This window comes from Streptomyces sp. NPDC060232 (assembly GCF_042726555.1).
Taxonomy (GTDB): domain Bacteria; phylum Actinomycetota; class Actinomycetes; order Streptomycetales; family Streptomycetaceae; genus Streptomyces.
In genome coordinates this window covers 37126-55838 of the sequence record NZ_JBHXAG010000010.1, presented here as the reverse complement: position 1 = coordinate 55838, position 18713 = coordinate 37126, and the positions used below count along the sequence as shown (strand labels likewise).

Genomic DNA, 18713 nt, shown 5'->3' with positions numbered 1-18713 from the left:
GAAGGAGCCGATTCCGTTTGGGCTTTCGGCCAGTGACGGGCGAGACTGCTTCCGTGACGTCCCGAAAGCCTGATGAGCAGTTGGCTCGCGACTCCAGACTCCGACTCGTCTCCCCGCGCTCCGTCGCCGCGGCGCGCAAGGCGGTGACCGACCGCCGGACCCGCCCCGCCCCGAGGCCCCCGGCGGGCACCCCGGCCACCGCCGACCTCGCGAACCGGGCCAGGGCCTCGCTGGCGGACGCCGTGCGCCTGACCCGATGGGCCGAGCGCAACCTCGGTGCCGCGGACGGCGGCCGGGCGGCCCCCTCGGGAGCCCTGCCCGCCGCCGACGTCGAACGCGCCGCCGCCGAGCTGGGCCTGACGCACGGCCAGATCCGCGTCGGCTGGGACCGCGCCCGCCTCGCCGGCCTGGTCGAGGTGCACGGCGGCCACGCCCGCCCCGGCTGGCGGCTGCGCGCCTGGGACCGCGACGACACCGCCGTCCTGCGCGGCTGGGTCGCCCTCTTCGACGCCTGGTCGCTGGTCCACCCGGCCCCCGCCGACATCGCCCCCGCGGCCGTCGCCGAGGTCGTCGAGGCCATGCCCCAGCTCCTCTCCCTGCTCCAGCTGTCCGCGGGCCCCGTGACCGTCCCCGACCTGCTCGACCTGCTCGGGCAGCGCGTCACGGAACTGCGCGACGAACGCTGCGAGATCCCCTACGAGGCGGAGCCCGCGGCGGCGCGGACGCCTGCGGCCACCGCCTCCGCGGAGACCCGCCAGGTCCCGCTCGCCCGGCTGCTGCGCTGGGCGCTCGGCGGCCTCGCCGCCGTGGACGCCGTCACCCTCGGCCCCGCCCGGGCCACCCTGACCCCTCTCGGCAGCTGGGCCGTCTGGGTCAAGCTGGAGCAGATCTGCGTCGCGGCGCAGAGCCCCGCCGGGAACATCGAGCAGTCCGCCGCCGCCATGCTGCACGGCTGCGCCCGGCTCACCCCCGGACCGGCCCGCGCCGAGTACCGGGCCTGGCTGGCCGCCCGGCCCGTCGGCCACGCCGTGGCCGAGCTCCTCCAGGCCGCCCGCGGCGAGGACGCCCTGCTGCGCGGCCTCGCCTTCGAGGCGCTGCGCGTGGTCGGCGCCCCCGCGGAGCCCGAGGTGCGCGCCACCGTGCGCGAGCCCGCGCTGCGCCCGTACGCGCTGCTCTGGCTCGCCGAGCACGACGGCATCGACCCCGACGAGGCCCAGGACGTGCTCACCGCCGAGGAGTCGACCTGGCTCTGGGTGGACACCGCCGCCGCCATCGCCGACCACGGCGAGGCCGAGCTGCTGGCCCGCCACCTGGACTCGGCGGTCCGCACCACCGTCCCCCGGCTGCTGGACGAGGTCCGCGCGGTCGGCCATCCGCGCACCGTGCAGGTGCTGGTCGCGCTGGCCGCGGCCCACCCGGACCCGGCCCTGGCCAAAGCGGTCCGGCGGGCCGCCTTCCAGGTCCACACCGGCGGCGTCTGACGCGACGCTACGCGCGTACGCGCCGCGGGTCCGTGTGCGCCGCGGGTCCGGTCGGGCCGCGGGTCCGGTCGTGCCGGGCTCGCGGCGCTTGACGCGCCGCCGGTCTCAGACCTGCGGCGCGTACGTGCCGAAGCTCCAGATGTTGCCCTCGCCGTCCCGGGCCATGTAGTCACGGGAGCCGTAGTCCTGGTCGGTGGGTCCCATCAGGATCTCCACACCGTGCTCGACGGCCCGCCCGTGGTGGGCGTCCACGTCGTCGACCACGACGTAGACCCCCGAGGGGCCGGCGCCCTCCATGGCCTTGTCGAAGGCCCCGCCCGTGCCCTTGCTGCCCAGCATCACCACACCGTTGCCGTACGCCAGCTCCGCGTGCACCACCGAGCCGTCGTCCCCCTCGTACACCGCGACCTGGCTGAAGCCGAAGGCCTCGGTCAGCAGCTTGATCGCCGCCTTCGCGTCGCGGTAGACCAGCGTGGGACAGATGGACGGAACGCCTGCCATGACGATCACTCCCTCTCGTGACGGTGACCCGCGTCACACAGCATGGCAGGCGCCGACGACGGTCAGCGGAAGGTGTTGCACCGGGCCATGTCGCCGGTCCGGTAGCCCTGGCAGAACCCGCCGGTCGGCCGTGAAGCCGACGCGGCCGGGCCGGACGGGGGCCCGGGGGAGCGGACGGGGCGGCGGCCGGGCCGCCGGGCCGCCGCCCCGGAAACCAGTTGCACACCCCCGGTAGAATGTCTCCCATGGCAAATCTCCTCGCGGATTAGCGGCGTCGAAGCCTCGCGTCCTGCCCCCTTCCGCCGTCCCCACCCGCCCTGGAGTATTTCCGTGATCACCGCCACCGGCGTAGAGCTGCGCGCCGGCGCCCGCGTCCTCATCGAGTCCGCCTCTTTCCGCATCGCCAAGGGCGACCGCATCGGCCTCGTCGGCCGCAACGGCGCCGGCAAGACCACCCTCACCAAGTGCCTCGCGGGGGAGGGCCAGCCCGCCGGCGGCTCCATCACCCGTTCGGGCGAGGTGGGCTACCTGCCGCAGGACCCGCGCACCGGTGACCTCGACGTACTGGCCCGCGACCGGATCCTCTCCGCGCGCGGCCTCGACGTCCTCATCAAGAAGATGCGGATGAACGAGGAGCGCATCGCCACCGGCTCCGGCGCCACCCGCGAGAAGGCGCTCAAGCAGTACGAGCGCCAGGAGACCGAGTTCCTCACCAAGGGCGGGTACGCCGCCGAGTCCGAGGCCGCGACGATCTCGGCCGCGCTCAGCCTGCCCGAGCGGGTCCTCGGCCAGCCGCTGCACACCCTCTCCGGCGGCCAGCGCCGCCGCGTCGAGCTGGCCCGGATCCTCTTCTCCGACGCCGACACCCTGCTCCTCGACGAGCCGACGAACCACCTCGACGCCGACTCGATCGTCTGGCTGCGGGACTACCTCAAGAACTACCGCGGCGGCTTCGTCGTGATCTCCCACGACGTCGACCTCGTCGAGACCGTCGTGAACAAGGTGTTCTACCTGGACGCCAACCGCGCCCAGATCGACGTCTACAACATGGGCTGGAAGCTCTACCAGCAGCAGCGCGAGGCCGACGAGAAGCGCCGCAAGCGCGAGCGCCAGAACGCCGAGAAGAAGGCCGCGGCCCTGAACTCGCAGGCCGACAAGATGCGCGCCAAGGCCACCAAGACGGTCGCCGCGCAGAACATGGCCAAGCGGGCCGAGCGGCTGCTGTCCGGCCTGGAGGCCGTCCGCGTCTCCGACAAGGTCGCCAAGCTGCGCTTCCCGGATCCGGCGCCCTGCGGCAAGACCCCGCTGACCGCCGAGGGCCTGTCGAAGTCGTACGGCTCCCTGGAGATCTTCACCGACGTCGACCTGGCCATCGACAAGGGCTCCCGCGTGGTCATCCTCGGCCTCAACGGCGCCGGCAAGACCACCCTGCTCCGTCTGCTGTCGGGCACCGAGAAGCCCGACACCGGCACGGTCGTCGCCGGCCACGGCCTCAAGCTCGGCTACTACGCCCAGGAGCACGAGACCCTGGACCCGGAGCGCACGGTCCTGGAGAACATGCGCTCCTCCGCACCCGACCTGGACCTGGTCGCCGTGCGCAAGACGCTCGGCTCCTTCCTCTTCTCCGGCGACGACGTCGACAAGCCCGCGGGCGTGCTCTCCGGCGGCGAGAAGACCCGCCTGGCCCTGGCCACGCTGGTCGTCTCCTCGGCGAACGTGCTGCTCCTCGACGAGCCCACGAACAACCTCGACCCGGCCAGCCGCGAGGAGATCCTGGGCGCGCTGCGCACGTACAAGGGCGCGGTCATCCTCGTCACGCACGACGAGGGCGCCGTCGAGGCCCTCGAACCGGAGCGGATCATCCTGCTGCCGGACGGCGTCGAGGACCTGTGGGGGCCGGACTACCGCGACCTGGTGGCCCTCGCCTGACCGCCGCCCGGCTGGGCCGGGACGGTGCGGGATTCCCGTCCCGGCACTGATCCAGTTCCTTATGGATCATTCGGCTCAGGGGTGATCCATCATCTGAGTGAGACGGTCTCGTACCGTTGCGCGTCGTACGACGGCCCCGGCCGCACCCGCGAAGGTGCGCGACCGGGGCCGTCGGTTTTCCGCGGTCCGGCCCCTGACCTGGAGATTCCTGGGGCGGTCGGCGAAGTGTGACGGAAGTCATGCAGCGGAAGAAGGGATTCCGTTCTGCTCGGTCGTCCACGGCTCGGGAAATGCCGTCGTACCGACCTTGCTGAATGGGTGGCCAGGAAGCCGGGGAGGGGTGATCATGAGAAGTCCAGAGCGCACTTCCCACGAGGAGGCACGGGTGGCCGAGACTCTGAAGAAGGGCAGCCGGGTGACCGGCGCCGCGCGCGACAAGCTCGCGGCAGACCTGAAGAAGAAGTACGACTCCGGTGCGAGTATCCGGGCGCTGGCCGAAGAGACCGGCCGGTCCTACGGATTCGTCCACCGGATGCTCAGTGAGTCCGGGGTTTCGCTGCGTGGCCGCGGTGGCGCGACGCGTGGCAAGAAGGCGGCTACGGCCTGACCCCGGATCCATCGGTTCCAACGCTCCAACGGCTCCGAGGCTCACATGATCCGACGTCCCCTCCGGTGACCCCCGGTCGGCCTGCCGGCCGACCGGGTGGTTACTGTGCAGTCACTTAGGCCGAGCTTGCGGCCGACTGCACACCGGAGGCATACAGATGGCTCTGCTCGACAAGGACGGCGTACGGCTCACCGTCGACGACACGGTCGCCACGGTGACACTGACCAATCCGGCCAAGCGAAATGCCCAGTCCCCCGCGCTCTGGAGGGCTTTGGTCGAGGCGGGAAGGACGTTGCCGGGCACCGTCCGGGTCGTGGTGCTGCGCGGCGAGGGCAAGTCCTTCTCCGCCGGGCTCGACCGGCAGGCGTTCACCCCCGAAGGCTTCGAGGGCGAGCCGTCCTTCCTCGATCTGGCGCGCGGTTCGGACGAACGGCTCGACGCCACCATCTCCGAGTACCAGGAGGCGTTCACCTGGTGGAGGCGTAACGACATCATCTCCGTCGCCGCCGTGCAGGGGCACGCGATCGGCGCCGGCTTCCAGCTCGCACTCGCGTGCGACCTGCGCGTTGTCGCCGACGACGTGCAGTTCGCCATGCGCGAGACGAGCCTGGGACTGGTCCCCGACCTGGCCGGCACCCAGCCGCTGGCCTCCCTGGTCGGCTACGCCCGCGCGCTGGAGATCTGCGCGACGGGCCGCTTCGTGCACGCCGAGGAGGCGGAGCGGGTCGGCCTCGCCAACCTGGTCGTTCCGGCGGACGAGCTCGACGCCGCCGTCCAGGACCTGACCACCGCCCTGCTGGCCCCGCCGCGGGACGCCGTGATCGAGACGAAGACCCTGCTGCGCTCCGCGCAGACCCGCCCCTACGACGACCAGCGCGCCGCAGAGCGTGCGGCCCAGGCACGCCGCCTGCGGGACCTGGCGGGCCTCTCGGACTGACCCCCGCCCCCACCCGCGAAGGCATGTGGCGCCCCGGGACCACGCCGGTCGGCGTAGCCCCGGGGCGCCTTCCTGGCTCCGCGCGCCTAACGTGGAGCGGAGTGAGTCCGTATACGTGAAGGGACACGCGATGACCGACACCGCATCAGGGGGCTCCCACAAGGCACCCGGCGACCGGGGGCGCACGACCATCGCGGACGGGGTGGTCGAGAAGATCGCCGGCCTCGCCGCCCGTGAAGTGGTCGGCGTGCACGCCCTGGGCAGCGGCCTCTCCCGTACGTTCGGCGCCGTCCGCGACCGCGTTCCCGGCGGCGGCAAAGCCTCGGTCAGCCGCGGGGTCAAGGCCGAGGTCGGCGAGGTCCAGACCGCCCTCGACCTGGAGATCGTCGTCGACTACGGCGTGTCGATCCGTGACGTGGCACGGGCGGTCCGTGAGAACGTCGTCTCCGCGGTCGAGCGCATGACCGGCCTGGAGGTCGTCGAGGTCAACATCGCCGTGAGCGACGTCAAGCTGCCTGACGAGCCCGACGAGGAGCCGGAGTCCCGACTCCAGTAGCCGAGAGGAGCCCGCACATGAGCATGGCGGTCGCCGGCATGTTGGCCGGTATGGCCCTGGGGTTCGCCGGCTATTTCGGCGGTTTCGGTGCCTTCCTGCTGGTCGCGGCCCTCGGAGCCGTCGGCTTCGTCGCCGGTCGCTTCCTCGACGGGGACCTGGATCCCGGGGACCTGTTCCGCCGCCGCGACGACCGGCGGAGGTGAGCCGGGGTGAGCACTCCGCCGCAGTCCACCCCGCCGGACCCCACCCCGCCGGACCCAGCAGCGCCGGACCCCGCAGCGCCGCGCACCGGCGCACGGGCCACCCCGGCCGCGGTGGCCGCAGGCGACCGCGGGGCCACCCGGATCGCCGACCGGGTCGTCGCCAAGATCGCCGCGCAGGCCGCCCGGGAGGCGCTCGCCGGAAGCTCCGGCCCGCCCCCGCACGCCACCGTCACCGTGCACCACGACATCGCACGGGTCCGGGTGAGCCTGGAGCTCGACTACCCCTCGGACCTCGGCGCCCAGTGCGCGGCCGTGCGCAGCCGCGTCGTACGCCGCGTCGAGGAGTGCGCGAACATGTCCGTACCCGAGGTGGACGTCGACATCGAGCACCTGCACTCCGCCCACACCCGGACCGGCGCCGGGCGGGACCGGCGGCTGCGGTGACGGCACGCCGATTCCGCTCCGCCCGCCGCATCCCCGCGGCCCTCGTCGCCCTGCTCGTGCTGGCGGTGGTGGGTCTGTTCCTCTACGACCTGGCCGCAGTACGGGCCGACCGCCCCGCCATGGCCTGGCGCCGCGAACTCGCCCACCGGCTGGAGGTCTACACCCCGGCCGACCCGGAGGTGCAGGTGGCCGGCGGGATCCTGGTCCTGGCCGGAGCGGTGCTCCTGCTGCTGGCCTTCACCCCCGGGATCCGCAGGATCCTGATGATGAGGAGCCCCGGTGAGCAGGACGGCGACCAGCAGGCCGGCCCTCGGCTGCGGGCCGGGATCGGCCGCAGGGACGCCGCCCAGGTGCTGCGTGACCGGGCCATGGAAGTGCCCGGCGTACGGTCCGCCCGGGTCCGGATGGGCCGCTCCCGCGTCCGGGTGCGGGCCACGTCCCACTTCCGCGAACTGGACGCGGTACGGGCCGACCTGGACGCGGTGATCGCCGTCGGCATCGACGAACTGGGCCTCGTGCACCCGCCGCGGCCGCGCCTGAAGGTCAGGAGGCGAGCGGATTGATCGGAACCGTGAACCGGATCCTGCTGGCGGTGGCCGGCGCGGTGCTGCTGGCGGCCGGCGTCGTACTGCTGACGGCCGTACGGCCGCTGGGCGGCCGCGCCGCGCCCCTGCTGAGCGCCGCCGACCGGCGCCGGTACCTGCACGCCGACGGCTGGTGGTGGTGGGCGCTGATCGCCGCGCTCGTCGTGTGCGTGCTGCTGGCCCTGTGGTGGCTGCTGGCCCAGCTGAAGCGCGCGCGGCTGCGGACGGTCGCCGTGGACACCGGGGACGGAGCCTTCGCCGTGCTGCGCGGCCCAGCCCTGGCGGACGCCGTCGCCGCCGAGGCCGGTGCCTTGGACGGGGTCGCCGGCTGCCGGGTCGTACTGCGCGGGCGGCGCGGCTCTCCCGCCCTGCGGGTGGCGGTGGAGCTGGAGCCCCACGCCGTCCCGGCCGACACGCTGGCCGGACTGGCGGGACCGGTCCTGACCCACGCCCGGACCTCCGCGGGCCTCCCGGACCTGTCGGCGGACGCCCGCTTCAAGGTCACGTCCCACCGCGCCCGCCGCGTCAGCTGACGGCCGTCGCGGCAGCCGCCGGGCGGGCAGCCGCCGGGCGGGCGGGCTCGCAGAGGGGCCCGGTGCCGGGACGGACGGTCAGAAGCCGTGCCGGGAGCCGCCGTCGACCGGAAGCATCACGCCCGTCAGGTACGAGGCGGCCGGTGAGAGCAGGAAAGCCGCCGTACGGCCGAACTCCTCCGGGGCGCCGTACCGGCGCAGCGGGATGCGGGACTCGTTGCCCGCGCGGGCCGCCTCGGCGTCGCCGGACAGCGCGTCCAGCTCCCGCACCCGGTCGGTGTCGATACGGGCCGGCAGCAGACCGACGACGCGGATCCCGCGCGGACCGAGCTCCACCGAGAGGGACTTCGCGAAGCCGGCCAGACCCGGGCGCAGCCCGTTGGAGATGGTCAGACCGGGGATCGGCTCGTGGACCGAGCCCGACAGGACGAAGCCGATGACCCCGCCCTCGCCCAGCGCCGCGGCGGCCGCCCGGGCGAGGCGCACCGCACCGAGGAAGACCGACTCGAAGGCCGCCGACCACTGCTCGTCGGTGTTGTCGACGGCAAAGCCCGGGACGGGTCCACCGACACTGATGAGGATGCCGTCGAAGCGGCCGAAGCGCTCGTGCGCGGCGGCGATGAGCCGGCCGGCCGCCGCCGGGTCCGCGTTGTCCGCGGCGACACCCGCGGCGTCGGGGCCGAGCGAGGCGGCCGCGGCGGCCGTCCGCTGCTCGTCCCGGCCCGTCACGAGGACCTTCGCGCCGTCGGCGATCAGTTCCCGGGCGCAGGCCATGCCGAGGCCGCGCGTGGCCCCGGTGACGATGTAGACACGGTCTTTCAGTCCAAGATCCATGCCCGACACGCTACGCGGTCGCGGGCTCCTGCTCGGCGGCTTCGGCCCGGGCCGCCGCCTCCTCGCGGTCGCGCCTCTCGCGGCGGACGAGGACCAGCCAGCCCACCGGGACCGCGGAGGCGAACAGCCACCACTGGACCGCGTAGGCCATGTGCGCGCCGATCGCGTCGTGGTCAGGGTCGGCGACGGTCTCCGGACCGCCGTCACCCGGATCCGGATCGGTCAGCTCCAGGTACCCGCCGAGGACGGGCCGGCCCAGGTACTCCGCCTGCTGCCCGCTGTTGATCAGCATCACCTGACGGTCGGGCAGGCCCTTGCGGTCCTTGATGCCGCTGCCGCCGCTCGTCTCGTCGGCCTTCAGCCGCCCCGTGACCGTCACCTCGCCCGCGGGCGCCGCCGGCACCGGCGGATAGGCGCGCGGGTCGTCGCCGCCCGGCACCCAGCCGCGGTCGACCAGCACCACCCGGCCGTCGCCGAGGACGAGCGGGGTCAGGACATGGAAGCCGACCTTGTCGTCGTTCGAGGTGCGCATCCGTACGACCACCTCGTGCGCGGAGTCGTACGTGCCGGTCGCGGTGACAGCGCGCCAGAAGTCGGCGCGGGGGACCTTGTGGCCGGGGGAGGTGACCTCGGTCATGGGGACGGGCTTCGCCCGCAGGTTCGCCTCGATCAGCTGGTTCTGCGCGACCCGGTGCACATGGCGGTGGTACTGCCAGAACCCCAGCTTGATCATCACGGGGATGAGGACGAGGGCGACGAGGGTGAGGCACACCCACTGCCGGGTCAGCACAAAGCGGTACACGCCCACGACGGTACCCCGGCCGAGCACGACCCCGGCGGCCGGGTGGCCCTCCGGGGTCGGGGTAAGGAGACGGAGCGGCGGTCAGACGTGGTCGACGATGCCCACCTTCCCTTCCGCGCGGGCGCAGTGCCCGCCGCAGAACCACTGGCCCTCGACCTCGACGCCCTGCCCGATGATCTGGACCCGGCAGTGCTCGCAGATGGGCGCCATGCGGTGGATGGCGCAGGAGAAGCAGTCGAAGACGTGCACCGCGCCCTGCGCGTGCACCTCGAAGGACATGCCGTAGTCGTTTCCGCAGACCTCACAACGTGCCATGCGCCGCATGCTGCGCACGGCGGAGCGGCGGAACAAGATCCACCCTGGTGAGTCGTCGCGCGGACACCCGAGCGGCCCAACGGGCGGCGCCCGGGCCGCTCAGTCCCCGGCCGGGGCCACGTCCCGCAGCAGCTGTGTGAAGGCCGCCTCGTCGACGACGGGGGTGCCGAAGGACTTCGCCTTGACCGTCTTGGAGGTCGCCGAGTCGGGGTCGTTCGTCACCAGGAGGCTGGTGAGCCGCGACACACTCGTCGCCACGTGCAGGCCCGCCTCGACCGCCCGGTCCTCCAACAGCTCCCGCTCCACCGAGGTGTCGCCGGAGAACGCGATCCGCATGCCCTGCTTCAGCGGCTTGCCGTCCTCGAACCGCCCCGGGTTGGGGTGCGGGCACGGCGGCCGCTTGCGCGAGGGCCGCCAGCTGCCGCCCCGGTACGACGCCTGGTGGCCCACGCGCGGGGCGGCGGCGGAGTCCGACCACTCCGTCAGCGGCCGGCATTCCAGCAGGGGCAGCCGTACGCCGCCCTGCGCCGCCGCGTGCAGCGACGGACGGAAGGCCTCCGCGAGCACGCGGGCGTCGTCGAGGGCGTGGTGGGCGCGCTGCTGGACCACGCCGAAGTGCGCGGCGAGCGACTCCAGCTTGTGGTTGGGCAGCGGGAGGTTCAGCTCCTTCGACAGGGCGATGGTGCACAGCCGCTGACGGACCGGCGCGGTCGTCTCGGCGCGCGCGTACTCCCGGGCGATCATCTGCCAGTCGAAGATGGCGTTGTGCGCGACCAGGACGCGGTCCGCGAGCCGACCGGCGAACTCCTCGGCGATGTCCCTGAAGAGCGGCGCACCGGCGAGCACGTCACTCGTCAGACCGTGGATCCACACCGGCCCCGGGTCCCGCTGCGGGTTGACCAGCGTGTACCAGTGGTCCTCCATGTTGCCCTGTGCGTCGAGCCGGTAGACGGCGGCGGAGACTATCCGGTCGTCGCGAGCGAGCCCGGTCGTCTCCACGTCGACGACCGCGTACCCCTGTGGGTACGCGGTCGGCCACGTCGTCTCTGCGGTCGTACGGTCGTCGAGCATGGTCACAGAGGATATCGGCACGGACTGACACCGCCGCCCCACCCTGGGTCAGCCCAGGGCCGAGACCAGGTCTCCGGCGGCCAGCTGTTCGAGCCCGCAGCCGTCAACGGGCCCCGGCAGCAACCGGTATGCGGACCCCCGCGCACCGGACGGCGCCACGTCGCCGTCCACCAGCGCGAGCAGGGCCGACCTGCCCGAGGCGGCCGCGCCCGCGAGGGCCTCCACCTCCGGTGAGGGCAGCGCGGTGTCCGGATCGCGCAGCCCGAGCAGCCGCGCGGCGAAGGCCTCACGGTCCTCGTCCGCCCGGCGCCGGTAGGTCCACAGCTCGTCGGGATCGCTCGGCCGGGGCGTGCGGCGCAGCACGACGACCTCCTCGCAGCGCGCCGCCGCGTGCCACCCCGCCAGCTCCCACAGGGTGGTGCGGCCGGTGGAGAAGTACTGGAAGAGGTCCCGGCCGATCCGGGCCAGGTCCTCCCGGTGCGCACACACGCTGTGGTAGCCCTCGTCGTCCGGCAGGTGCACGTCCGTCCACAGGAAGCCGCGCCGCTCCAGGTCGACGAGCAGCGGCACGTGGATCCGGGAGTTGCCGACCAGGTCGTAGCGCTGCCGCACGGTCCGTGCGTCGTAGCGGGAGGTGCGCCCGGAGCGGCTCGGCAGGGCCATGAAGCCGGCGAAGGCGTCGGGCAGCAGCTCGAAGGGGATGTTGTTGTAGCTGAAGACGACGGGCATGGCGAAGCGCACGCCGGTGTCGGCCAGGGCGTCGAGGTCGATGTCCACGTACTCGCTCGCCCCGGCGGGTGCGGGGGCGGAGGTGAGGTCCCCGGAGTGGACGACGGCCCGCCCGCCGTGGACGAGGTTGGTGTAGTCGCACAGGCCGGCGTAGTTCCAGTCCCCGTCGAACAGCACCACCGACAGGTCGAGGTCCACCGTCTTCTTCGGCGGCTGCGTCCAGTGCAGGAACATCCGCAGCACCTCGCCGTCGGGCAGGCTCTGGAAGCTGCCCTTGGGGACGGTGACCAGGGCCTTGGCCGCTGCCCGCTCGGCCGACGGGACGTGCAGGTGGGTCAGGCGCGAGTCGAGGACCGCCACCTCGTACGGCTCGGCCGCCGCCAGCCGGCGCAGCAGCTCCCGCTCGAACAGGCCGGTCACCGCGCGGGTCACCGGCTCGGCGAGCGGGACCCGGGTGTCGTCCACGGTGTAGGAGTGCGCGACCTGGCCGCGCGGGAAGAACACCCTGCGGGTACCGGGCAGATGGCGGATCCGCAGCCGCCCCAGCGCGGACAGCACCGGCCCCGGCCCCGCCTTCGGCAGCCGCTGCTCCAGCACCGCCGCGACCTGCTCGGGCAGGGCGTCGGCCGCGTACCGGCGCAGCAGATGGTCGAGGCGCCGTACGAGTTCCCCGGGCCGCTGCGCGAGGACGGCGAGGGCGAGGTCCGGGTCCGGTCCGCGCAAGGCCTCCTCGGCTCGGCCGGTCCAGGTGGCGGCCCGGATGCGGGAGCCGTCGACCCTTACGGCCCCCGGGTGTTCGGCGGCGGTGGCCAGCAGCGCCTCGCCCAGCGCGGTGCCGTGGACGTCGGTCCCGCGCAGTACGGCGAACGCCAGGGCGGCCCGGGGGTGCCGCCCGTGCTGCTCGAAGGGGTGCAGGATCTCGGCGGCCCGCTTCCAGGGGTCGGGGTGGCGCAGGACGTCCTCGACGAGCAGCGCCGGGTCCAGCCCGTCCAGCACGGCGAGCAGTTCGCGGCGCAGCGGGCGCGGCAGGGAACGCATCCGGGGCGGCGCCAGCAGGTCGGCCCCGCCGCCGGACCAGACGGCGAGCAGCCGCAGCACGTCGGTGGCGGTGGTCAGCCACCGGGGGAGGACGGCTCGTACGGCCTCCCCGGTGCGGCGCTCGCGCAGCAGGGTGCCGAGCACCATGGCCTTGGTCTCCCGCACCAAGATGGCGTCCGGCAGCCAGTCGAGGCCGGCCGGCGCGGCGGCGAGCAGCACCTTGGCCTCCTCGGTGTCCTGGGCCGACAGCGGGGTCCGGCGGGCGAGCAGTCGGCCGAGGGCGGTGACCGCGTCGGCCGCGCGGTCGGTGCCCAGGTTCAGCAGCCGCAGCGGACCCGCGGGCTCCCCGGGCGCGGGCCGTCCGGGCCGCTCGGCGGCCGGGTCCAGGAAGGGGTCGGCGGGGTCGATCCGGCGGTGGCAGATCGGGCAGCCGGTGTAGACGGAGCCGTCCCAGCAGCTGCGGCAGACGAGGTGGGCGCAGGGGGAGACGGGGTGGACGCTGCCGATGGTCGTGCACAGCACGCACGGCTGTGCGGGCCACTGCAGGAGCAGCGCGAAGACCCGGTCGAGCCACAGCCCGTGGGTGTCGTCGGGTACGGAGGCCGGGAAGGTGCGGAAGAGCGGCATGTGGGTGCGGTCGGCGCCCAGCAGGACGTCGATGTCGCGGACGAGCGAGGTGCCGGCGTCGGCGAGCCCTGAGGGGCCGAGCCAGGCGAGTGCGGAGCGCAGCGGCGCCGTCAGGGCGAAGCCCCGGTCGAGGAGTTCGGCCTCCAGGGCGGTCAGGCCCTCGGTCGTGGACGGATCGCCGGGGCGCGGCCCGGCCTGGTCGACGTACACGGTGTGGAGACGGCGCAGCAGGACGGTCGACAGCTCGGGCAAAGGGGGGAGTCCTCCGGAACGGGGGAGAGAGGTGGGGCAGGGGCGGAGAGGGGACGCGCTGCGTCGTCATAGGAAAGTGAGAAGGAAGCACGTCGCGGAGCCGCCCCCGCGCATCAGATACAACCACGGCCGCGCCGCGGCGCAAACCGATTTACCGAGCAGTTCCCGGAGCCTGTGGCGGCGCCGCCAGCAGGGCCGTCACCAGGGCGCGTACGGACAGCAGGAACAGCCGCTCCGGGTCGGCCGGCCGGGCCAGCGCGCGGGCGAGCGCCGGGTCGTGCGGGGCCGCGGCCGGGTCCCAGAGCTCGCTCTCGGCCGGGGACTGGGCGGGGGAGCGCTCGCGGTTGCGCTCGACCAGCAGGAACCCGACGATCTGGAACTGCACCGCGCGCACCGCGTCGGCCGCCCGACCGCCGCGCAGGCCCGCGGCGTGCACCTCGTGGACGAGCGCCTGCTGGGCGGGGAGGAACATCCGCTCCGTGAGACCGCGTTCGTGGACCATCGCGATCAGGTGCGGGCGTTCGCGCAGCTCGCGGCGCAGGATCCGGGCGACGGACACGATCCGCTCGGCCGGGGTGCGGCCGGCGGGGCGGATCGCGCCCATCTCCTGCACGGTCCGCTCCACGAGGGCGTCGAGCAGCGATTCGCGGTTGCCGACGTGCCAGTAGATGGAGGTCACCGCGGTGCCCAGCTCGGCGGCGAGTCCCCGCATCGTGAGCGCGGCCGGGCCGCGCTGCCTGACCAGGGACGCGGCGGCGTCCAGCACCTCGTCGCGGGTCAGCGAGGATCTGGCCATGTCAGCGGCCCGCCGATCTTCCGGTGGCATCTGTCGATACGTCAGTTCTGGTGTGTGCAGAGGACTTTACCCTTCATCCGCGGCGGTGTAACTGTGTTACAGAACCGACTCCGCCCTAGACGAGAGATGGTGCGAGACATGGCACGCGTACGGTACGGAGCGCGGACCGAGGCCGAGATCGCCGCGTCGCGCGAGAAGAGCTCCAAGCTCCCCGACATCTGGTCCACCGGTGTGGTGGCCGTCTGGGAGACCGATCCGGACGTGGTCGCCGCGGTCCTCCCGCCGCCGCTCAAGCCGGCCGACCGGCCCCTCGTGCGGGCGAGCATCAGCAAGGTCGACCTGCCCGGCTACCCGCTGGGCGCCGGCTCGGTGGCCGTCGCCGCCCGGCACGACGGCGTGGGCGGCTGGTATCCGCTGGTCATGCCGATGACCCACGAACGCGCCCTGACCGGTGGCCGCGAGGTCTTCGGCGAACCGAAGAAGCTGGGCGAGGTCACCGTCGAGCGCGACGGCCTCGTCGTCCGGGCCGCCCTCGCCCGGCACGGCATCGCCTTCGTCGAGGTGCGCGGCGCCGTGGATCGCCCGCTCCCGCTGCCCGAGCCCACCCGGAAGACCGACTTCTACTTCAAGTTCCTTCCCGCCGTGGACGGTTCGGGCTTCGAGGCGGACCCGGTCCTCGTGCACTGCGTCCGCAACGAGAAGGTCCGCAGGCTGGAGCACGTCACCGGCGACATCGTCCTGCGCGAGTCGATGTTCGATCCCGTAGCCGACCTCCCCGTCCGCCGGATCGTGGAGATCACCATCGGCGAGAAGACCACCGACCAGAAGGGCCGCGTCGTCGAACGGGTCAGCGCCCGGGCCCTCCTCCCGTACATCCACCAGCGCTACGACGACCCGGTGCAGGTCCTCGACGGACCACCCGAAGGGAGCCTGTGAGATGCGGCTCGAACCCGGCCAGGTGGCCGTCGTCACCGGAGCCGCCGGCGGCATCGGCCTCGCCCTGGCCCGCCGCTTCGCCGCCGAGGGACTGGCCGTGGTCCTCGCCGACGTCGAGGAGGCCGCCCTGCGCAAGGCGGCCGGCGAACTCGCCGCGGACGGAGCCCGGGTCCTCGCCCGGACCGTCGACGTCGGCGACCGCGACTGCGTGCTCGCCCTCGCCGACGCCGCGTACGACGCCTTCGGCGCCGTCCACGTGCTCTGCAACAACGCGGGCGTCGGCTCCGGAGCGGAGGGCCGGATGTGGGAGCACGAGCCCAACGACTGGAAGTGGGCCTTCTCCGTCAACGTGTGGGGCGTCTTCCACGGCATCCAGGCCTTCGTCCCCCGCATGATCGCGGGCGGCGCCCCCGGCCACGTCGTCAACACCTCCTCCGGCGACGGCGGCATCGCCCCGCTGCCCACCGCCTCCGTGTACGCCGTCACCAAGGCCGCCGTGGTCACCATGACCGAGTCCCTCTACGCCCACCTCAAGGCGGAGGGCGCCGCCGTCGGAGCCTCCGTGCTCTTCCCCGGCCCGCACATGCTGCGCACCGGACTGTGGGAGTCCCACCGCAACCGGCCCGAGCGGTACGCGAAGCAGCGCCCGCGCAGGACCCCCTACCGCACCCTCGACCAGTACGAGGCCGCCATGAGGCAGGCCGGCCACGAGGTGGACTTCACCCCTGTCGAGGAGGTCGCCGAGCACGTCGTCGACGGCATCCGCGCCGACCGCTTCTGGATGCTGCCGCCGAGCGAGCACAGCGACCGGCAGATCCGCGCCCGGTCGCAGTCGATGCTCGACCGCGCGAACCCCGCCTACCTGGAGAGCTTCATCCTCGACTGAGGAGCGTCCGCCATGAGCGACACCGCGAGCGACACACCGTACGAAGACCCGTACCTGATCATCTCCTCCGACTGCCACGCGGGCCTGCCCACCGAGCGGTACCGCCCCTACCTCGACTCCCGTTTCCACCCGCAGTTCGACGAGTTCCTCGGCCAGCGCGACGCCCGCCGCGCGGAGGCAACCCGGCTGGGCGTCCGCAACGAGGCCTTCGCCGAGAAGTGGTTCCACGATCACGAGGAGGGCCTCCGGGGAGGCTGGGACACGGGGCAGCGGCTGAAGGAACTCGACGGCGACGGCGTAGCCGCCGAGGTCGTCTTCCCCGACGCGGACGCCGTCGACAGCCAGACCGCGGCCCCCTTCGGGGTGGGGCTCGGACTCTCCGGCGACCAGGACCCCGAGCTCGGCATGGCGGGCGCGCAGGCGCACAACCGCTGGCTGGCCGAGTTCGTCTCGCAGAACCCCGAGCGCCACTGCGGCGTCGCGCTGCTGCCCGTCACGGGCGAGCCGGACAAGGTCGTCGCCGAGATCCACCGGGCCAAGGAGTCCGGGCTGGGCGCGCTGATGATCCCCGCCATGTGGGTGGACAAGGCGCCCTACCACGACCGCCGCTACGACCCCGTCTGGGCGGCGGCGGCCGAGACGCGGATGCCGGTCCTCACCCACTCCGGATCCTCGCCGCGCCACGAGTACGGAGACCACCTGGGCATCTTCGTCTCCGAGGTCACCTGGTGGCCGGCCCGCCCGCTGTGGTTCCTGCTCTGGTCGGGGGTGTTCGAGCGGCACCCGGGCCTGAGGTTCGGGGTCGCCGAGTCGGGCTGCTGGTGGCTGCCCAACCAGCTGTGGTTCATGGACCGGCTCTACCTCGGCGCGCACGGCGGCAAGAAGCTCTCGCCCTTCGAGGAGCTGAAGCGGCCGCCGAGCGAGTACCTGGACCGCCAGGTCTTCGTCTGCGCGACGAACACCAAACGGCGCGAACTGGCCCAGCGCTACGAGATCGGCGTGGACAACATCCTGTGGGGCTCGGACTTCCCGCACCCCGAGGGCACCTGGCCCGACACCCGCACCTGGCTGCGCAAGACCTTCCACGACATCCCCGTCGACGAGACCCGGCGGATGCTCGGGCTCGCCGCGGCGGAGGTCTTCGGCTTCGACACCGAGAAGCTGGCCCCGCTCTCCCGCCGGATCGGCCCTACCCCGGCCGAGCTGGGCCAGTCCCCGGACCAGGCGGCGGTGGCGGCCTCCTGGGCGCGCTCGCGCGAGGTGGGCCGCCACTGGCTGACGGACCACGACTTCCCCGTCCTGGGGGTGTCGCGGTGACCGGCGGGGACCGCTACACGGTGATCTCGGCGGACTGCCACGCGGGGGCCGACCTCCTGGACTACAAGCCGTACCTGGAGAAGCGGTACCACGACGAGTTCGACGCCTGGGCCGCCACCTACGTGAACCCGTACGAGGACCTCCTCGCGGACACCGCGGACCGCAACTGGAACTCCGCGCGGCGCCTGGCGGAACTGGAGGCGGACGGCATCGTCGCCGAGGTCGTCTTCCCCAACACCATCCCGCCGTTCTTCCCCAAGGCATCGCTGATGGCGCAGCCGCCGACGGCCGCGGAGTACGCGATGCGCCGGGCCGGCCTCCAGGCACACAACCGCTGGCTGGCGGACTTCTGCGCGGACGCCCCGGGCCGGCGGGCGGGTGTCGCGCAGATCCTGCTGAACGACGTGGACGCGGCGGTGGCGGAGATCCGCCGCGTCCGGGAGGCCGGCCTGACGGGCGGCATCCTGCTGCCCGGCGTACCGCCCGGCTCGGCGGTCCCCGAGCTGTACTCGGCCGCCTACGACCCCATCTGGGCGGTGTGCGACGAGCTCGACGTCCCGGTCAACCACCACGGCGGCTCGGCGTCGCCGCCGCTGGGCGACGAGCCGGCGGCACGGGCCGTCTTCATGGTGGAGACCACCTGGTTCTCGCACCGCGCCCTGTGGCACCTCGTGTTCGGCGGGGCGTTCCGGCGCCACCCGGGCCTCAAGCTGGTCCTGACGGAGCAGGGCTCCGGCTGGATCCCGGGCGTGTTGGAGATGCTGGACTACTATCACGGCCGCCTGGTCGCGGCGTCGGCCACGGCCGAGTCCAAGTTCGGGGCGGGCCTCGCCGAGGCGATGGGCAAGGGCCCGAGCGAGGTCTGGCGGGACAACTGCTTCGTGGGAGCGAGCTTCATGCGCCCCCACGAGGTCCCGCTGCGGGACCGGATCGGCCTCGACAAGATCATGTGGGGCAGCGACTACCCCCACGACGAGGGCACCGCCCCGTACTCCCGCGAAGGACTCCGCACCGCCTACGCGGGCCTGCCGCGGGCGGAGGTCGCCGCGATGGTCGGCGGCAACGCGGCCCGCGTCTACGGCTTCGACCTGCCCCTGCTCGACGCACTCGCGGCCCAGCACGGCCCCCTGGTCTCGGAGATCGCCGAACCCCTGGCGGCCGTCCCACCGGATGCCACCAGCCCGGCCTTCGCCAGGGGCGGCTCGGTCCGGGTCTGGTAGCGCGCCCCTCCTGCCGGGCGGCCAGGGGGACCTGAGCCGCCCGGCGGGAAGAGGCCCTCACCGAACCGTCGGTAACCTCGATGGATACCGATCGGTAACAACCTCTAGCGGCACC

General features: G+C 73.4%; 20 protein-coding genes. 13 read left to right on the top strand and 7 right to left on the bottom strand.

Features of this window, described 5'->3' with window-relative positions:
* Positions 1-53 precede the first annotated feature (53 nt).
* Positions 54-1481: a hypothetical protein gene (locus ACFWFZ_RS16600; RefSeq protein ID WP_387122833.1), complete on the top strand. Its 1428-nt coding sequence runs from the start codon at positions 54-56 to the stop codon at positions 1479-1481.
* 105 nt (positions 1482-1586) lie between these two features.
* Here ACFWFZ_RS16600 and ACFWFZ_RS16595 read toward each other — a convergent pair whose 3' ends face one another.
* Complete coding sequence (locus ACFWFZ_RS16595; RefSeq protein WP_030829593.1) at positions 1587-1982, bottom strand: VOC family protein; 396 nt, start codon at positions 1980-1982, stop codon at positions 1587-1589.
* A 330-nt stretch (positions 1983-2312) separates the two neighbouring features.
* Between ACFWFZ_RS16595 and ACFWFZ_RS16590 the strand changes: the two genes are divergently transcribed.
* The 8 genes from ACFWFZ_RS16590 (at position 2313) to amaP (ending at position 7775) form a co-directional block, all read left to right on the top strand.
* Positions 2313-3911, top strand: coding sequence for an ABC-F family ATP-binding cassette domain-containing protein (locus tag ACFWFZ_RS16590; RefSeq protein ID WP_030029785.1), 1599 nt, complete (start codon positions 2313-2315; stop codon positions 3909-3911).
* Between the two features lie 385 nt (positions 3912-4296).
* Positions 4297-4518, top strand: a complete 222-nt coding sequence (locus ACFWFZ_RS16585) for a helix-turn-helix domain-containing protein (RefSeq protein ID WP_030010789.1) — start codon at positions 4297-4299, stop codon at positions 4516-4518.
* 157 nt (positions 4519-4675) lie between these two features.
* Positions 4676-5455: an enoyl-CoA hydratase/isomerase family protein gene (locus ACFWFZ_RS16580; protein WP_387122830.1), complete on the top strand. Its 780-nt coding sequence runs from the start codon at positions 4676-4678 to the stop codon at positions 5453-5455.
* 130 nt (positions 5456-5585) lie between these two features.
* Positions 5586-6011 carry an Asp23/Gls24 family envelope stress response protein gene (locus ACFWFZ_RS16575; protein WP_387122827.1) on the top strand — a complete coding sequence of 142 codons (426 nt, stop codon included), beginning with the start codon at positions 5586-5588 and terminating at the stop codon, positions 6009-6011.
* 17 nt (positions 6012-6028) lie between these two features.
* Entirely contained in the window at positions 6029-6214 is a 186-nt protein-coding gene (locus tag ACFWFZ_RS16570; RefSeq protein ID WP_030662934.1) for a hypothetical protein, read from the top strand.
* A gap of 111 nt (positions 6215-6325) precedes the next feature.
* A complete protein-coding gene (locus ACFWFZ_RS16565) occupies positions 6326-6658 on the top strand; it encodes a hypothetical protein (protein ID WP_387123155.1) in 333 nt (110 codons plus the stop codon).
* Positions 6655-7221 (top strand): DUF6286 domain-containing protein, encoded by a 567-nt coding sequence (locus ACFWFZ_RS16560; RefSeq protein ID WP_387122824.1) that lies wholly within the window; start codon positions 6655-6657, stop codon positions 7219-7221. The genes ACFWFZ_RS16565 and ACFWFZ_RS16560 overlap by 4 nt, the downstream gene beginning before the upstream one ends.
* Positions 7218-7775 (top strand): alkaline shock response membrane anchor protein AmaP, encoded by a 558-nt coding sequence (amaP, locus tag ACFWFZ_RS16555; RefSeq protein ID WP_387122821.1) that lies wholly within the window; start codon positions 7218-7220, stop codon positions 7773-7775. Before ACFWFZ_RS16560 ends, amaP begins: the two co-directional genes overlap by 4 nt.
* Positions 7776-7853: 78 nt before the next feature.
* On the opposite strand, the gene ACFWFZ_RS16550 is transcribed toward amaP, so the two are convergent.
* From ACFWFZ_RS16550 to ACFWFZ_RS16525, 6 genes are all read right to left on the bottom strand, one after another.
* Entirely contained in the window at positions 7854-8609 is a 756-nt protein-coding gene (locus tag ACFWFZ_RS16550) for an SDR family oxidoreductase (RefSeq protein WP_387122816.1), read from the bottom strand.
* A gap of 10 nt (positions 8610-8619) precedes the next feature.
* Complete coding sequence (locus ACFWFZ_RS16545; protein WP_387122813.1) at positions 8620-9411, bottom strand: SURF1 family protein; 792 nt, start codon at positions 9409-9411, stop codon at positions 8620-8622.
* An 81-nt stretch (positions 9412-9492) separates the two neighbouring features.
* Positions 9493-9726 (bottom strand): hypothetical protein, encoded by a 234-nt coding sequence (locus ACFWFZ_RS16540; RefSeq protein ID WP_075972011.1) that lies wholly within the window; start codon positions 9724-9726, stop codon positions 9493-9495.
* Positions 9727-9825: 99 nt separating this feature from the next.
* Positions 9826-10803 carry a DEDDh family exonuclease gene (locus ACFWFZ_RS16535; RefSeq protein WP_387122810.1) on the bottom strand — a complete coding sequence of 326 codons (978 nt, stop codon included), beginning with the start codon at positions 10801-10803 and terminating at the stop codon, positions 9826-9828.
* Positions 10804-10845: 42 nt separating this feature from the next.
* Entirely contained in the window at positions 10846-13443 is a 2598-nt protein-coding gene (locus ACFWFZ_RS16530) for an MXAN_6230/SCO0854 family RING domain-containing protein (protein ID WP_387122807.1), read from the bottom strand.
* Between the two features lie 151 nt (positions 13444-13594).
* A complete protein-coding gene (locus tag ACFWFZ_RS16525; RefSeq protein ID WP_387122804.1) occupies positions 13595-14239 on the bottom strand; it encodes a TetR/AcrR family transcriptional regulator in 645 nt (214 codons plus the stop codon).
* Between the two features lie 138 nt (positions 14240-14377).
* On the opposite strand from ACFWFZ_RS16525, the gene ACFWFZ_RS16520 reads away from it, so the two are divergent.
* The 4 genes from ACFWFZ_RS16520 to ACFWFZ_RS16505 are packed head-to-tail and all read left to right on the top strand — an operon-like array spanning position 14378 to position 18598.
* Entirely contained in the window at positions 14378-15175 is a 798-nt protein-coding gene (locus tag ACFWFZ_RS16520) for an acetoacetate decarboxylase family protein (RefSeq protein WP_387122801.1), read from the top strand.
* Position 15176: 1 nt separating this feature from the next.
* Complete coding sequence (locus tag ACFWFZ_RS16515) at positions 15177-16061, top strand: SDR family NAD(P)-dependent oxidoreductase (protein ID WP_387122798.1); 885 nt, start codon at positions 15177-15179, stop codon at positions 16059-16061.
* 12 nt (positions 16062-16073) lie between these two features.
* Entirely contained in the window at positions 16074-17378 is a 1305-nt protein-coding gene (locus tag ACFWFZ_RS16510; protein ID WP_387122795.1) for an amidohydrolase family protein, read from the top strand.
* Positions 17375-18598: an amidohydrolase family protein gene (locus ACFWFZ_RS16505; protein WP_387122792.1), complete on the top strand. Its 1224-nt coding sequence runs from the start codon at positions 17375-17377 to the stop codon at positions 18596-18598. Before ACFWFZ_RS16510 ends, ACFWFZ_RS16505 begins: the two co-directional genes overlap by 4 nt.
* Positions 18599-18713: the final 115 nt, after the last annotated feature.

Excerpts from the sequence above, each read along its gene's own strand:
- ACFWFZ_RS16520 (WP_387122801.1), top strand. The coding sequence starts at position 14,378 with ATGGCACGCGTACGGTACGGAGCGCGGACCGAGGCCGAGATCGCCGCG.
- ACFWFZ_RS16595 (WP_030829593.1), bottom strand. The coding sequence starts at position 1,982 with ATGGCAGGCGTTCCGTCCATCTGTCCCACGCTGGTCTACCGCGACGCG.
- ACFWFZ_RS16550 (WP_387122816.1), bottom strand. The coding sequence starts at position 8,609 with ATGGATCTTGGACTGAAAGACCGTGTCTACATCGTCACCGGGGCCACG.
- ACFWFZ_RS16540 (WP_075972011.1), bottom strand. The coding sequence starts at position 9,726 with ATGGCACGTTGTGAGGTCTGCGGAAACGACTACGGCATGTCCTTCGAG.
- ACFWFZ_RS16580 (WP_387122830.1), top strand. The coding sequence starts at position 4,676 with ATGGCTCTGCTCGACAAGGACGGCGTACGGCTCACCGTCGACGACACG.
- ACFWFZ_RS16575 (WP_387122827.1), top strand. The coding sequence starts at position 5,586 with ATGACCGACACCGCATCAGGGGGCTCCCACAAGGCACCCGGCGACCGG.
- ACFWFZ_RS16570 (WP_030662934.1), top strand. The coding sequence starts at position 6,029 with ATGAGCATGGCGGTCGCCGGCATGTTGGCCGGTATGGCCCTGGGGTTC.
- ACFWFZ_RS16525 (WP_387122804.1), bottom strand. The coding sequence starts at position 14,239 with ATGGCCAGATCCTCGCTGACCCGCGACGAGGTGCTGGACGCCGCCGCG.
- ACFWFZ_RS16515 (WP_387122798.1), top strand. The coding sequence starts at position 15,177 with ATGCGGCTCGAACCCGGCCAGGTGGCCGTCGTCACCGGAGCCGCCGGC.
- ACFWFZ_RS16510 (WP_387122795.1), top strand. The coding sequence starts at position 16,074 with ATGAGCGACACCGCGAGCGACACACCGTACGAAGACCCGTACCTGATC.